This is a genomic window from Actinomadura madurae (assembly GCF_900115095.1).
GTDB lineage: Bacteria > Actinomycetota > Actinomycetes > Streptosporangiales > Streptosporangiaceae > Spirillospora > Spirillospora madurae.
This window is the reverse complement of record NZ_FOVH01000009.1, coordinates 124,906-137,873: the sequence shown is the minus strand read 5'-3', so window position 1 is coordinate 137,873 and position 12,968 is coordinate 124,906. Positions and strand designations below refer to the sequence as shown.

Annotated in this window: 12 protein-coding genes; 5 read left to right on the top strand and 7 right to left on the bottom strand. The window is 74.8% G+C overall.

Annotation, left to right across the window (positions count from 1 at the left end; genetic code table 11):
• Nucleotides 1–30: 30 nt before the first annotated feature.
• On the bottom strand, nt 31–1,056 hold the full coding sequence (locus tag BM339_RS24645; protein WP_075022360.1) for an NAD-dependent epimerase/dehydratase family protein: 1,026 nt from the start codon (nt 1,054–1,056) through the stop codon (nt 31–33).
• 103 nt (nt 1,057–1,159) lie between these two features.
• Nucleotides 1,160–2,221 carry an aminotransferase class V-fold PLP-dependent enzyme gene (locus BM339_RS24640; protein WP_075022484.1) on the bottom strand — a complete coding sequence of 354 codons (1,062 nt, stop codon included), beginning with the start codon at nt 2,219–2,221 and terminating at the stop codon, nt 1,160–1,162.
• A gap of 84 nt (nt 2,222–2,305) precedes the next feature.
• Here BM339_RS24640 and BM339_RS24635 point away from each other — a divergent pair, with 84 nt between their 5' ends.
• Nucleotides 2,306–3,208, top strand: a complete 903-nt coding sequence (locus BM339_RS24635; protein WP_075022359.1) for a LysR family transcriptional regulator — start codon at nt 2,306–2,308, stop codon at nt 3,206–3,208.
• On the opposite strand, the gene BM339_RS24630 is transcribed toward BM339_RS24635, so the two are convergent.
• The gene (locus tag BM339_RS24630) at nt 3,205–3,981 is read right to left on the bottom strand and encodes an IclR family transcriptional regulator (protein WP_021597668.1); all 777 of its coding nucleotides are present in this window, start codon (nt 3,979–3,981) and stop codon (nt 3,205–3,207) included. The two genes, BM339_RS24635 and BM339_RS24630, sit on opposite strands and share 4 nt — an antisense overlap.
• 61 nt (nt 3,982–4,042) lie before the next feature.
• Between BM339_RS24630 and BM339_RS24625 the strand changes: the two genes are divergently transcribed.
• Complete coding sequence (locus tag BM339_RS24625) at nt 4,043–5,407, top strand: cytochrome P450 (protein WP_256255442.1); 1,365 nt, start codon at nt 4,043–4,045, stop codon at nt 5,405–5,407.
• A gap of 19 nt (nt 5,408–5,426) precedes the next feature.
• Here BM339_RS24625 and BM339_RS24620 read toward each other — a convergent pair whose 3' ends face one another.
• A complete protein-coding gene (locus tag BM339_RS24620) occupies nt 5,427–6,380 on the bottom strand; it encodes a helix-turn-helix transcriptional regulator (protein ID WP_075022358.1) in 954 nt (317 codons plus the stop codon).
• 62 nt (nt 6,381–6,442) lie between these two features.
• Here BM339_RS24620 and BM339_RS24615 point away from each other — a divergent pair, with 62 nt between their 5' ends.
• Together BM339_RS24615 and BM339_RS24610 are read left to right on the top strand one after the other, a co-directional pair.
• Nucleotides 6,443–8,734 (top strand): ATP-binding cassette domain-containing protein, encoded by a 2,292-nt coding sequence (locus BM339_RS24615; protein ID WP_075022357.1) that lies wholly within the window; start codon nt 6,443–6,445, stop codon nt 8,732–8,734.
• A gap of 44 nt (nt 8,735–8,778) precedes the next feature.
• On the top strand, nt 8,779–10,299 hold the full coding sequence (locus BM339_RS24610) for a glycoside hydrolase family 5 protein (RefSeq protein WP_075022356.1): 1,521 nt from the start codon (nt 8,779–8,781) through the stop codon (nt 10,297–10,299).
• 1 nt (nt 10,300) lies between these two features.
• Here BM339_RS24610 and BM339_RS24605 read toward each other — a convergent pair whose 3' ends face one another.
• From BM339_RS24605 to BM339_RS24595, 3 genes are all read right to left on the bottom strand, one after another.
• Entirely contained in the window at nt 10,301–10,858 is a 558-nt protein-coding gene (locus BM339_RS24605) for a carboxymuconolactone decarboxylase family protein (RefSeq protein ID WP_075022355.1), read from the bottom strand.
• A gap of 2 nt (nt 10,859–10,860) precedes the next feature.
• Nucleotides 10,861–11,487 (bottom strand): TetR/AcrR family transcriptional regulator, encoded by a 627-nt coding sequence (locus BM339_RS24600; RefSeq protein ID WP_021597674.1) that lies wholly within the window; start codon nt 11,485–11,487, stop codon nt 10,861–10,863.
• A 106-nt stretch (nt 11,488–11,593) separates the two neighbouring features.
• Nucleotides 11,594–12,058, bottom strand: coding sequence for a PPOX class F420-dependent oxidoreductase (locus BM339_RS24595; RefSeq protein ID WP_075022354.1), 465 nt, complete (start codon nt 12,056–12,058; stop codon nt 11,594–11,596).
• Between the two features lie 85 nt (nt 12,059–12,143).
• Here BM339_RS24595 and BM339_RS24590 point away from each other — a divergent pair, with 85 nt between their 5' ends.
• The gene (locus BM339_RS24590) at nt 12,144–12,668 is read left to right on the top strand and encodes a pyridoxamine 5'-phosphate oxidase family protein (RefSeq protein WP_075022353.1); all 525 of its coding nucleotides are present in this window, start codon (nt 12,144–12,146) and stop codon (nt 12,666–12,668) included.
• The last annotated feature ends 300 nt before the right edge of the window (nt 12,669–12,968 follow it).

Below are 12,968 nucleotides of genomic sequence, written 5' to 3'. Positions count from 1 at the left end.
ACGCTACTTTCCGTGACGTGAGGATGACCCTTACGAACTGGTGACGGGCCGCCGGGCGAACTCGGCGACGCCGTCGGCGAACGGCACCGACGGGGAGAAGCCCAGCTCGCGGCGGGCGCGGTCGGGCCGGGCGACGATGTGGCGGACGTCCCCCAGCCGGTACCCGCCGGTCACCCGCGGCCGCGGGCCGCCGAACACGGCGGCGAGCGCGTCCGCCATGTCGCCGATGGTGCGCGGCTCGCCGCTGGCGATGTTGTAGGCGCGCAGCCCGGCGGGCTCGGGCGGCCCGGCCGCGACCCGCTCCAGCGCCAGCACGTTGGCGCGGGCGACGTCGCGGACGTGGACGAAGTCGCGCCGCTGCGCGCCGTCCTCGAACACCAGCGGCTCCTCACCGCGCATCAGCCGCGACCGGAAGATCGCCGCTACCCCGGCGTAGGGGGTGTCGCGCGGCATCCGCGGCCCGTAGACGTTGTGGTAGCGCAGCGCCGCGACGGACCCGCCGGTGGAGCGCGCCCAGGACGCCGCGAGGTGCTCCTGCGCGAGCTTGGTGTCGGCGTAGACGTTGCGGGGGCCGGGCGGGGCCTCCTCCCCGACGGCGCCGGGCGCGAGCGGCCGCCCGCACGCGGGGCAGCCGGGCTCGAACCGCCCGGCGCGCAGCGCGTCCTCGGGGCGGGGCCGGGGCCGGACGGGGCCGTGGACGTCGCAGGAGTAGGCGCCCTCCCCGTAGATCACCATCGAGGACGCCAGCACCAGGACGCCGACGCCGGCGCGCGCCATCTCCGCCAGCAGGACGGCGGTGCCCTGGACGTTGACCGAGGTGTAGTCCGGCAGGTCGGAGACGTCCACGCCGAGGCCGACCTTGGCGGCCTGGTGGCACACGGCGTCGACGCCCTCCAGCCGCCGCGCGACCTCGGCGGGGTCGCGGACGTCGGCGGGCCCTCCGCCGAGCCCGTCCGGCCGCAGGTCGAGGCCGCGGACGCGGTGGCCCGCGGCGGTCAGCGCCTCGGCGATGTGCGAGCCGATGAATCCGGCCGACCCGGTGAGCAGTACGTTCATGCGGATGAACGTAGGCCGCCGGTCCCGCCCGCAGCGCCGCGAAGGGGCCCGTCAAGGCACCTTGTTCGAACCTTGTAAGAACTTCACCCGGGCCCCGCCGCGGTCAGGCGACCGCCCCGCCGACGACCGGGGCGAGCAGGCCGACGGCCTTGTCGACGTCGGCCTCGGTGGTGGTGAGGTGGAACGCGCAGCGCAGCCTCCCGGCGCGCACGGTGGCGACCACCCCGTTGCGGCGCAGCATGTCGGCGGTGCCGTCCGGGACGGGCACCGGCACGATCGCCGAGTCCCCCGGCGGCAGGCCGAGGCCGGCGCGGAACCGGCGCGCCAGCCCCACGTCGTGGTCGTGGATCGCGGCGACCCCGACGCGTTCGAGCAGTTCCAGGGCGGGGGCGTGCCCGGCCCAGCACTGCCAGGCCGGGGACAGGTCGAGGCGGCGCGCGTCCGCGGCCAGCCGCAGCGGCAGCCCGTAGATGGAGTCCCAGATGTCGGCGCCGGCGTACCAGCCGGCCCCGGCCGCGGGCAGGTCGTCCAGCGCCTCCCGGGTGCCGGTGAGGAAGCAGGTGCCGCGCGGGCCGAGCAGCCACTTGTAGCCGCCGGCGACGAGCCAGTCGACCCGCTCGGCGGGCAGCGGCAGCCAGCCGGCGGCCTGGGTGGCGTCCAGCAGGATCCGGGCGCCGTGGCCGCGGGCGGCGTCGATCAGGTCGTCCATGGGGGCGACGCGGCCGTCGGCGGACTGCACCGCCGACACCGCGACCGCGCTCGTGCCCGCGCGGACCTCCTCGGCGATCCGCTCCAGCGGTACGGACCGGACGGCCAGGTCCGGGCGGGCCGCGAACGGGAACAGCAGCGAGGTGAAGTCCCCGTCGGCGACCAGGACCTCGGCGCCGGCGGGCAGGGACGCCGCGACCAGCCCCACGAAGTAGGACACCTGCGGCCCGCACGCGACGCGGGCGGCGGGGACGCCGAGCAGCCGCGCGAACGCCTCCCGGCACCTGGTGACCGCCTCGTCGAACGCGCCGGAGGTCATCAGCCCGGCGGCGCGGTCCCGCTCGGTCGCCAGCATCGCCTCGTGCGCGGCGCGCGGCGGCAGCCCGTAGGTGGCGGTGTTGAGGTAGGTGACGCCGGCGGTGAACTCGCGCTGCGCCTCCTGGATGGAAAGGCTCATGTACTGATGGTCGGCGACGAACGACCCATAGCACAAAGTACGGTTTTCTTGGCCACCCATCAGTGCGGTTGATAGCTTGCGGGGATGCTGGACCTGCACCGGGGCCGGATCCTGCGCGAGGTGGCCAGGCTCGGCTCGATGACCGCCGCCGCGAAGTCCCTCGCCTACACCCAGCCCGCCGTCTCCCACCACGTCGCGCGGCTGGAGGCCGAGGTCGGCACCCCGCTGGTGGTCCGGCACGGCCGCGGCGTCCGGCTGACCGAGGCGGGCCGGATCCTGGTCGAGCACGTCGAGGACGTCCTGGCCCGCATGGACGACGCCGAGGAGCAGATCGCCGCGATCGCCGGGCTGCGCGCCGGCCGGGTCCGGGTCGCGGTGTTCCCCACCGCCGCGGGCGGGCTGCTTCCCGACGCGCTGGCCCGGCTGCGCGCCCGCGCGCCCGGCGTGTCGGTCACGCTGGTGGACGCCGAGCCGGCGGAGGCGCTGGCCTTGCTGCGCGCCGGGGAGACCGACATCGCGGTGGTGTTCCGCCACGTGTCCAGGCCGCCCGAGACCGACTCCCGGTTCCGCGAGATCGTGCTGCGCGAGGACCCGCTGCGGCTGCTCGTCCCCGCCGCGCACCCGGTCGCCTCGTCCGGCCGGCCGCGGCTCGCGGACCTGGCCGGCGAGACGTGGGCGTCGGGCTGCGCGCGGTGCCGCGACCATCTGCGGTGGGCGTGCGAGAAGGCCGGGTTCACCCCCGACATCGCCTTCGCCACCGAGGACCATGTCGCGATCCAGCGGCTCGTCGCGCGGGGGCTGGCCGTCACGACGCTGCCGGGGCTGGCGCTCGACCTGCACGCCGAGCCCGGCGTCGCCGTCCCCGACGTGCCGGACGTCGGCGGCCGCACGATCAGCGCGATCGTCCCGGCGGGCCCGCGCCCGCCGGCGGTGGCGGCGCTGCTGGACGAGCTGGCCGCCTCCTCCGCGGCCTCCCCGGCGGGCTAGGACAGGTGGCGGTGCAGGTCGGTGAGGCGGCCCGCGGCGGCGCGGACGGCCTCGGTCAGGCCCGGCAGCCGGTCGTCGCCGAACCGCACCGACGGGCCCTGCAGCGCCAGGGCCGCGAACACCCGCCCGCCGCCGTCGCGGACCGGCGCGGCCACCGCGCGGACGCCGGCCAGGCGTTCCTCGTCGTTGACCGAGTAGCCGCGCTCGCGGACCCGTTCCAGGTCGGCGTCCAGGTCCGCGCGGGCGACGATGGTGGCGGGCGTGTAGCGCGGGAACGGCTCGTCCATCGCGACCGGGTCGTCGTCGTAGGCCAGCAGCGCCTTGCCCATCGCGCACGTGTGGATCGGGTTGCGGTCGCCCGGCGGCTGGTCGTAGCGCAGCGGGTGCACCGACGGCAGGTGCATCAGCACGGCGACCTCGTCGCCGGCGCGCACGCCGAGGCTGACCGCCTCGCCCGTCCCGTCCCGCAGCGCGGTCAGCTCGGGCTGCAGCAGGGTGGCGCCCATCCGCTCCAGCGCGAGCCGGCCGAGGATCGCGGTGGTGGGCCCGAGGAAGTACCGCTCGGTCGCCGGATCCTGCGCCAGCATCCCGGTGGCGTGCAGCGCGTGCACGATGCGGTGCGCGGTGCTGACCGACAGCCCGAGCCGGTGCGCGATCTCCGTCGGGGTCTGCCGGGCGGCGCCCTCGAAGGAGCGGAGCACGGCCACCGACCGGTCCACCGTCTGTGTGCCCGGCTTGGGGTGGTAAGTCCCTTCCGTGCGCTCGTCCGTCACGGGACCCATCCTCCCACCGCGTCCGGCGGGACGGCCGCAGGGGGCGTGCCATAGTGGGCACGTGGCACCCGACACCCCGGTACGCGCGTCCAGTCCGCACAGGGTCCGCAGGGCGGCGCGCGCCCCGTCCCCGTCGCTGACCGTCCGGCACGGGATCGGGTTCGCCATGAACCCGTGCGCGAGCCTGCTGCGCCTGTACGCCGAGGCGGGCCCGGTCGCGGCGATCGGGACGCGCCGCAAGCCGTTCGTGCACCTGTTCGGCCCGGACGCCAACGCGTTCGTGTTCGCCAACTCCGCCCTGTTCCAGTGGCGGGAGGCGTTCGACCTGCTGGTCCCGGTGAACGGGGAGACCGCGCTCATCGTCAGCGACGGCGCCGACCACCGGCGGCGGCGCCGGCTCGTCCAGCCCGCGTTCCACCACCGCCGCGTCGCCGGGTACGTGGCGCGGATGGCCGCCAACACCGACGCGGCCCTGGATTCCTGGCGCCCCGGCCAGACCCTGGACGCCTACGCCGAGCTGCGCGCGGTGATCCGCCGCAACACGGTCGAGGTCCTGTTCGGCGACCGGCTCGCCGCCGACGCCGAGGTGATCGGCCGGCGGCTGCAGGTCGCGCTCGCCGCCATCGACCAGAACTTCGTCCTGCAGATGATGCTGCGGTCGGTGCCGAACCCGTACATGCGGCGCGTCGCCGCGTCCCGCGACCTGGTCGTCCGCCGGGTCGACGAGGAGGTCGAGCGGCGGGAGGCCGAGGGCGGCGAGCACGACGACGTGCTCGGCATGCTGCTGGCGGCCCGCGACGAGGACGGGACGGGCCTGACCCGCCAGGAGCTCCAGGACCAGGTCATCAGCCTCATCTCCGCCGGCTACGACACCACCAGCGCGGCGATGGCGTGGGCGGTGTACGCGCTGCTGGCGCATCCGGAGGCGGCCGAGCGGGCGCGGCGGGAGGTCGCCGAGGTGGTCGGCGACCGCCCCGTGGAGGCCGCCGACCTGCCCGCGCTCACCTACCTGGACGGCGTGGTGAACGAGACGCTGCGGCTGTTCCCGCCCGCCGTGCTCAGCGCCCGCGTCCCGGTCGAGGACTTCGAGTACGCCGGCCACCGGATCCCGGCGGGCGCGATGGTGTTCTACTCCCCGTTCGTCACCCACCGGATGCCGGAGGTGTGGCCGCAGGCGGGACGGTTCCGCCCGGAGCGGTGGGACCCGTCCTCGGACCTGCACCGCCCCACCACCCCGGCGACGTTCCTGCCGTTCGGCGGCGGCCCGCACCGCTGCATCGGCTCCACGCTGGCGACGACGGAGCTCAAGACCATGCTGGCGTGCCTGCTGCGCCGCACCAGGCTGCGCCTGGTCTCGCCCGCCGTCACCCCCACCAGCGTGACGGCCATGCGGCCCCGCGGCGGCCTGCCCGTGCGGGTCCTGTGACCGGCCGCTCCCGGCGGCCCTACCGGACGGCTCGGGACAGGCGCTGTGCCATGGCGGCCAGCAGGTCGCGGAGCTCGGGCGGCTCGCGGACCTCGAAGTCGATGTCGAGGTAGGCGATGCGCAGCGCCGTCCACTCCAGAGACCCGGGCGCCGTGCGCAGGACGCAGGTGCGGTCGTCGACGGGCTCGACCTCGGCGCCGGTCACCCGGAAGCGGTCGGCCAGCTCCTCCGCGGACGCGTGCACCAGCAGCACCGCCCGCTGCAACGGACGCGACAGCGCCAGCGAGCGGCTCACGAACTCGGCCGCGTCCGCGGCGGGCGGCTCGCGCGGCGGGCACCGGACACCGGTCGGCAGCGGCGACGACACGCGGTCGACGCGGAACGTCCGCCAGTCCTCGCGCCCGAGGTCGAACGCGACCAGGTACCAGCGGCGCCCGGCCGACACCAGCCCGTGCGGCTCGACGTGGCGGCGGGTCTCGCCGTCACCGGCGTCGCGGTAGGCGAAGCGGACCCGTTCGTGGTCGCGGCACGCGGCGGCCAGCACGGTCAGCGTCGCCGGATCCACGACCGGTCCGGCGGGCGGGCCGGTCAGCGGCGTCGTGGCGGCGTGCAGGGCGCTCACGCGGCGCCGCAGCCGGGCCGGCAGCACCTGTTCGAGCTTGGCCAGCGCGCGCACCGACGCCTCCCCGATCCCCTCGACCGCTCCCCCGGTGGCGGCGCGCAGCCCGACGGCGATCGCCACGGTCTCCTCGTCGTCCAGCAGCAGCGGCGGCATCGCGGCCCCCGCCTCCAGCCCGTAGCCGCCGGCCGCGCCGAGGGTGGCGTGCACCGGATAGCCGAGGCCGCGCAGCCGCTCCACGTCGCGCCGGACGGTGCGGGGGCTCACGCCGAGCCGCTCGCACAACTCCGGGCCGCTCCATTCGCGGCGGGCCTGCAGAAGGGACAGCAGCCGCAGCAGGCGTTCCGACGACATGACCCCAGTATGCGCGGCAATGAGGCCAGGTCCTGACCTCCTTGCCGCCTAGCGTCGCGGTCATGAGCACGGACCACATCGTCATCACCGGGGCCAGGCACAACAACCTCAAGGACGTGTCGCTGCGCATCCCGAAGAACCGCCTCGTGGCGTTCACCGGAGTGTCGGGGTCGGGGAAGTCCTCGATCGTGTTCGGCACGGTCGCGGCGGAGTCGCAGCGGCAGCTGGGCGAGACGCTCAGCTGGTTCGCCCGCGACCGGATGCCCAAGCGGGAGCGGCCGGACGCCGACGCCATCGACCACCTCGCCCCCGCCGTCGTGGTCGACCAGCGCCCGATCGGCGGGAACGCCCGGTCCACGGTCGGCACGATCACCGACATCTCGCCCGTCCTGCGGGTGCTGTTCTCCCGGCACGGGACGCCGAGCGCCGGCGAGGCCGCCGCCTACTCCTTCAACGATCCGCGCGGCATGTGCGCCGAGTGCGACGGGCTCGGCGCCGTCGTCCGCGTCGACCTGGACCGCTTCCTGGACACCGGACGGTCGCTGAACGAGGGCGCGGTCGACTTCCCGCCGTTCGGCGTCGGCACGTTCGTGTGGCAGCTGTACGCCGAGTCGGGCCTGTTCGACCCCGACAAGCCGCTGCGCGACTTCACCCACGAGGAGTGGGACCTGCTCCTGCACGGCAAGGGGTTCCGCGTGCCGCGCCTGAACCGCACCGGTTCGATGGGCCACAACGCCTACGAGGGCATGCTCGAACGGTTCCACCGCCTCTACATCCGGCGCGACATCGGCTCGCTGCCGCCGAAGGCGCGGGACGCGGCCCGCCGCGTCACCCGCGAGGACCCCTGCCCCGCCTGCGGCGGCGCCCGGCTCAACCCGGCCGCGCTGGCGTCCCGCATCGGCGGCCGCACCATCGCCGACCTGCACGGGATGGAGACCGCCGACCTGATCGCCGCGCTGGGCGAGATCACCGACCCGGTCGCGGCGCGGGTCGCCGGCGCCGCGGTCACCCGGCTGCGGCGGCTGGAGGACATCGGCCTCGGCCACCTCACCCTGGACCGCGCGACCCGCACCCTGTCGGGCGGCGAGGCGCAGCGCCTCAAGGTCGTCCGGCACCTGGGGTCGAGCCTGACCGGGCTGACCTACATCTTCGACGAGCCCAGCGCCGGCATGCACCCCCGCGACGTCGACCGGCTGAACGCGCTGCTGCGGCGGCTGCGCGACAAGGGCAACACCGTGCTGGTCGTCGAGCACGACCCGCACGTGATCGGCGCCGCCGACCACGTGATCGACATGGGGCCCGGCGCGGGCGTGCACGGAGGCGAGGTGGTCTTCACCGGCACGGTCGCCCAGCTGCGCGGCGCCGCCACGCCGACCGGCCGCGCACTGCGGCGGACCGCGCCGGTCAAGACCGGGTTCCGGCGGCCGTCCGGCTGGCTGGCGGTGGCCGGCGCCCGCGCCAACAACCTCAAGGACGTGACGGCGCGGTTCCCCGCCGGCGTCCTGACGGTGGTCACCGGCGTGGCCGGGTCGGGCAAGACCAGCCTGGTCCTGGGCGAGTTCGCCGCCCGCCACCCCGGCGCGGTCGTGGTGGACCAGTCGGCGATCGCGGCGTCCCGCCGCTCCACCCCCGCCACCTTCCTCGGCGTGATGGACCCGCTCCGGCGCCTGTTCGCGCGGGCCAACGGCGTCGAGGCCGCCCTGTTCAGCCACAACTCCGCGGGCGCCTGCCCGGACTGCGACGGCAACGGCGTCATCGTCACCGACCTGGCGTTCATGGACCCCGTCACCACCACCTGCGAGGCCTGCCGGGGCGGCCGGTACCGCGCGGAGGCCCTCGCGCACACCCTGCGCGGCCGGACGATCGCGGACGTGCTGGCGATGACCACCGAGGAGGCCCGCGACTTCTTCACCGGCCCGGACGAACGCGGGATCGCCGCCCGGCTGCGGGCCCTCGACGAGGTGGGGCTCGGCTACCTGCCCCTCGGCCGCCCGCTCGGCACCCTGTCGGGCGGCGAGCGCCAGCGCATCAAGATGGCGACCCGGCTGCACCGCACCGGCACCGTCTACATCCTGGACGAGCCCACGACCGGCCTGCACATGTCCGACGTCGACGCCCTCCTCGCCCTCCTGGACCGCCTCGTCGGCGCCGGCAACACCGTCATCGTCGTCGAGCACGACCTGCACGTCGTCAAGCACGCCGACTGGGTGATCGACCTCGGTCCCGGCGGCGGCCGGCACGGCGGCGAGATCGTCTTCTCCGGGACGCCCGCCGAGCTGCCGGACGCCCCGTCCTCCGTCACGGCCGGCTTCCTGCGCCGCGACCTCGCCCGGCTGCCCGCCGCGGCGGTGTAACGCCCGCAGGCCGGATCCGATCTCCGGACGGAGAGGATCCGATCATGACCCTGCGCCGCCGCGCGTCCGCGCTCGCGACCTCCGCCGCCCTCGCCGCGTCACTGGCGGCCGTTCCCACCTTGGGCACCCCCGCCTGGGCCGGGGCGGCCTGGGAGCCGTCACCGCTGCGCGTCGCCCACGGCGACATCGTCGACGCCCGGGACCGGACGGTGCTGCTGCGCGGCGCCAACGTCAACCAGCTCGTCGACTACGCCGTCAACGACCCCGCCCTCCCCACCGTCGTGCCGCTGACCCGCGACGACTTCGCGCAGATGGCGACGCTCGGGTTCACCGTGGTCCGGCTGAACGTGTCGTGGTCGGCGCTGGAGCCGCGTCCGGACGCGTTCGCCACCGGCTACGTCGCCAAGATCCGGAAAGCGGTCCGCGACGCCGCCGACCACGGCATGTACACGGTGCTGGACATGCACCAGGACGCGTGGGGCAAGGCCGTCGGCACACCGCCCGACGCCACGTGCCCGCCCTTCATGCAGAGGGCCCGCGGCTGGGACGGCGCGCCCGCGTGGGCCACGCTCACGGGCGGCGTCACCACCTGCACACTGGGTGGCATCCGGGAGGTGTCCCCCGCCGTCGCGCTGGCGTTCCAGAACTTCTACGACGACAAGGACGGCGTCCAGAGCCACCTCGTGCGCACCTGGGCGCGGCTGGCGTCCGCGCTGGCCCGCGAACCCGGCGTCGCCGGGTACGACCTGCTCAACGAACCCAACCCGGGCCTGCGACCGCCCGGAACCGCGGCCGCGCAGCTCGGCCGCTTCTACGGCCGCGCGATCGCCGCGATCCGCGCGGCCGAGGACGCGGCGGGCGCGCCCCGGCGGCTGATGATCGTCGAACCGTCCGCGCTGTGGTCGGCCTTCGGCATCGACGCGCTGCCGCCCCGGGAGGCGCTGCGCGACGACCGGCTCGTGTTCTCCCCCCACCTGTACAACGAGTCGATCACGCTGGAGAACTCGGGCGCGCTGATCTCGATCGAGCGCGGCTTCGCGCTCGCCCGCGCCGCCGCCGACCACTACGGGGCGGCGCTGTGGAGCGGCGAGTGGGGCTGGTTCGGCGACCCCGGGACCGACGGGCCGAAGGTCGTCCGGTACGCGGCGGCCGAGGACGCGCACCGCGCCGGCGGCGCCTGGTGGGTGTGGCGGCAGGCGTGCGGCGACCCGCACAGCATCGGCGACGGCGGGACGACGACGGCCGGCGGCCTGAACCGGCTGCGCTGCCCGGACGGCACGCCGCTCGGCCGCCCGGCCGCGTTCACCGGACCGCTGTCGCGCCCCTTCCCACGGGCCGCGCCCGGACGGCTGACCGCGCTGTCGTCCTCGTCCTCACCACGACGCCTGTCACTGACGGGCACAACCGGGCCGTCCGGCAACTGCCGCCTGGACATCTGGATACCGGGCGAAACCCGCCCCGATCTCACCACGTCCGGCATGACGTCGATGCGAACGGTGAAAGTGCCGGGCGGCTGGCGCGTCACCGCCTGCGCCACCGACACCTACCACTTTCAGGCACACTGACCTAGCCGCCGGTGCGGGTCCACTGCTGGTCGGCCCAGGCGGGGTCCAGCGGGGTGTGGGCGATGTGGTTGGTGTAGTTGGACAGCGTCTTCATCCCCACGCCCAGGATGACGTCCATGACGTGGCGGCGGGTGTATCCGGCGTCCAGGAACGCCTGCACCTCGGCTTCCTCGACCCAGCCGCGGCCCGACACCATCAGCTGGGTGAAGCGGCGCGCCGCCTCCAAGGCGGGGTCGTTCAGCGACTTGCCGGCCCGCAGCGCCTCCACCACCTCGGGTGACACCTTCGAGCGCAGCGCCATGGTGGAGTGGGCGGCCACGCAGTACTCGCAGCCGTTCTCCACGCTGGCGGTGATCCAGACCACGTGCTTGGCCCTCACCGGCAGCGAGGACTTGCCGAACAGCTCGGCCAGCGCGTTGTATCCGGCCAGCAACTCGGGCGACTCGGCCATCACGGCGTTGAGGGTGGTCACGAACCCCATCCGCTTCTTCGCCGCCTCCAGATGGGGACGGGCCGCTTCGGGCGCGGTGGTCTCGTCATGGACGGTGAACTCGGCCATTCTCATTCTCCTTCGGAGGGCTCCGGCAGGCTCAGCGATTGCAGGGCCGCCGTCACGGTCGCCTTCAGATCGGCCGCCGGCGCCCCGGCCCGCGACCGCAGATTCACCCCGTAGGCCAGCAGTGCCAGCACGTCCGCGGTGGCCTCCACCTCCACGCCGCGCCGCAGCTGGGAACGGGATCGCGAGGTCCCGAGCGCCGCGGCCATGGCCGCTCGCAGCCGCGCGTGGTGCTCGTCCAGCAGCTTGCGCACCTGGGCGTCCTGGCCGTCCAGCTCATCCGGACCGCCGGCCCCGGCGTGGGCGTTGGAGACCATGCAGCCCCAGCGGGCGTGCGGGCCTTCGCAGCGCGCCCGGATCAGCTGGTCGAAGAAGGCGGCGATCGCCGGCAGGCCGCGGCCGTCGGCGGCCAGCGCCTCCAGCACCGGCCGGGACCGCCGCTCGACGTAGCGCCGCAACGCCGCCAGGTAGAGCTCCTGCTTGCCGCCGAAGGTGGCATACAGGCTGGAGCGGCTGAGTCCGGTCGCCGCCACCACGTCACCGACTCCGGTCGAGGCCGACCCGCGTCGCCAGAACAGCTCCACCACCTGGTCCAGCACGTGCTCGGGATCGAAGTGCTTGACGTCGGGCACGACCCCTCCCCTATCTTGGAACGATCGTTCCAAGATAGGCATCGGGCCGCACCGCCGCAACCCCCTCCGAAGAGGGCGGTGGCCGCGGTTCTCGTTTCGAGGCCGGTCAGTCCACGAGGCGGGCGGGGAAGCCGCCGGTCGCTATGGGGCCCCACCGGTCGATGGTGACGCGGATCAGGGACTTGTCCTGGCGGCGCATCGCCTCCCGGTACTCGTCCCAGTCGGGGTGCTCCCCGGCGATGCACCGGTAGTAGTCGACCAGCGCGTCGGCCGCCTCGGGCATGTCGATGACCTCGGCGGTCCCGTCGACCTGCACGTAGGGGCCGTTGAACTCGTCGGACAGCACGCACACCGACACACGGGCGTCCCGGCGGGCGTTGCGCGCCTTGGCCCGCTCGGGGTAGGTGGAGATCACGATGCGGCCCTCATCGTCGACCCCGCAGGTCACCGGCGACATCTGGGGGCGTCCGTCGGACCGGGCGGTGGACAGCAGCGCGTGATGCCGGGGACGCAGGAATTCCAGCAGTTCGGGACGGTCGACGTGGTTCGCGGTGGCGATCGAAGGAGCCATGCCGCAACCTTACGGACCCCCGCACCGATGAGTTCTCGCGCGGTCGCCCGTCTACCCATCGAAGCCGAATCCAGGGAGGACGACGATGAGTGACCGTGAACCCGTCCGGGCGCGCAACCTCGACATCTACGGCAGCGGCGAGCTGGCCTGGGACACCGTCCGCGACGCGCTGACGGCGGCGCTTCCGAAGCCGGAGACGCCGGTGTACCTCGGCACGGTCCGGCCGGACGGCCGCCCGCACTCGGCGGGCGTCGGCGCGCTGTGGTATGAGGGCGACCTGTACATCGTCAGCGGCCCCGGCACGCGAAAGTCCCGGAACCTCGCGGCGAACCCGGCATGCACGATCTCGGTCCGCACGCCGATCGGGGACGTGGTGCTGGAGGGCGAAGCCGAGCGCGTCACCGACCCGGCCGTCCTGGAGCCGGTCGCGGCCGGATACCGGGAGGGCGGCTGGCCCGCGCAGGTGGACGGCGACGCCTTCACCGCGCCCTACAGCGCGCAGAGCGCCGGCCCTCCGCCCTGGTACCTCTACCGGATCACCTTCCACACGGTGTTCACGGTCGGGACGGTGGAGCCGTTCGGCGCGATGGGGTGGGACTTCGAGCGCTGACGGTCGGCCCGCGGTGCCGACTTTGGTCTACCCGCCGTGGCCCATCGGGCGATGGACCGGCCGCGGGCGCTGGAAAGACTGGCGGCATGACAGGGGGTATTTCGCCGAGCGGCGCGCCCGCCGGCCGCTGGACGCTCGTCCACGACGGGCACCGGCTGGAGGTCGAGACCGAACGCGCCGGCTGGGACCACAAGGCGCGCTTGTACGTGGACGGCGACCGCACGGAGGAGGCCACGGGCTTCCCCAAGGCCACGCTGGCCTACGGGGAGCTGAGCGTGGTGGTCGCGTTCGACGCCAGGG

What these genes read in the sequence shown, in the direction of transcription:
- BM339_RS24645 (WP_075022360.1), bottom strand. Translation starts at nt 1,056, where the DNA reads ATGAACGTACTGCTCACCGGGTCGGCCGGATTCATCGGCTCGCACATC.
- BM339_RS24640 (WP_075022484.1), bottom strand. Translation starts at nt 2,221, where the DNA reads ATGAGCCTTTCCATCCAGGAGGCGCAGCGCGAGTTCACCGCCGGCGTC.
- BM339_RS24635 (WP_075022359.1), top strand. Translation starts at nt 2,306, where the DNA reads ATGCTGGACCTGCACCGGGGCCGGATCCTGCGCGAGGTGGCCAGGCTC.
- BM339_RS24620 (WP_075022358.1), bottom strand. Translation starts at nt 6,380, where the DNA reads ATGTCGTCGGAACGCCTGCTGCGGCTGCTGTCCCTTCTGCAGGCCCGC.
- BM339_RS24615 (WP_075022357.1), top strand. Translation starts at nt 6,443, where the DNA reads ATGAGCACGGACCACATCGTCATCACCGGGGCCAGGCACAACAACCTC.
- BM339_RS24610 (WP_075022356.1), top strand. Translation starts at nt 8,779, where the DNA reads ATGACCCTGCGCCGCCGCGCGTCCGCGCTCGCGACCTCCGCCGCCCTC.
- BM339_RS24605 (WP_075022355.1), bottom strand. Translation starts at nt 10,858, where the DNA reads ATGGCCGAGTTCACCGTCCATGACGAGACCACCGCGCCCGAAGCGGCC.
- BM339_RS24595 (WP_075022354.1), bottom strand. Translation starts at nt 12,058, where the DNA reads ATGGCTCCTTCGATCGCCACCGCGAACCACGTCGACCGTCCCGAACTG.
- BM339_RS24590 (WP_075022353.1), top strand. Translation starts at nt 12,144, where the DNA reads ATGAGTGACCGTGAACCCGTCCGGGCGCGCAACCTCGACATCTACGGC.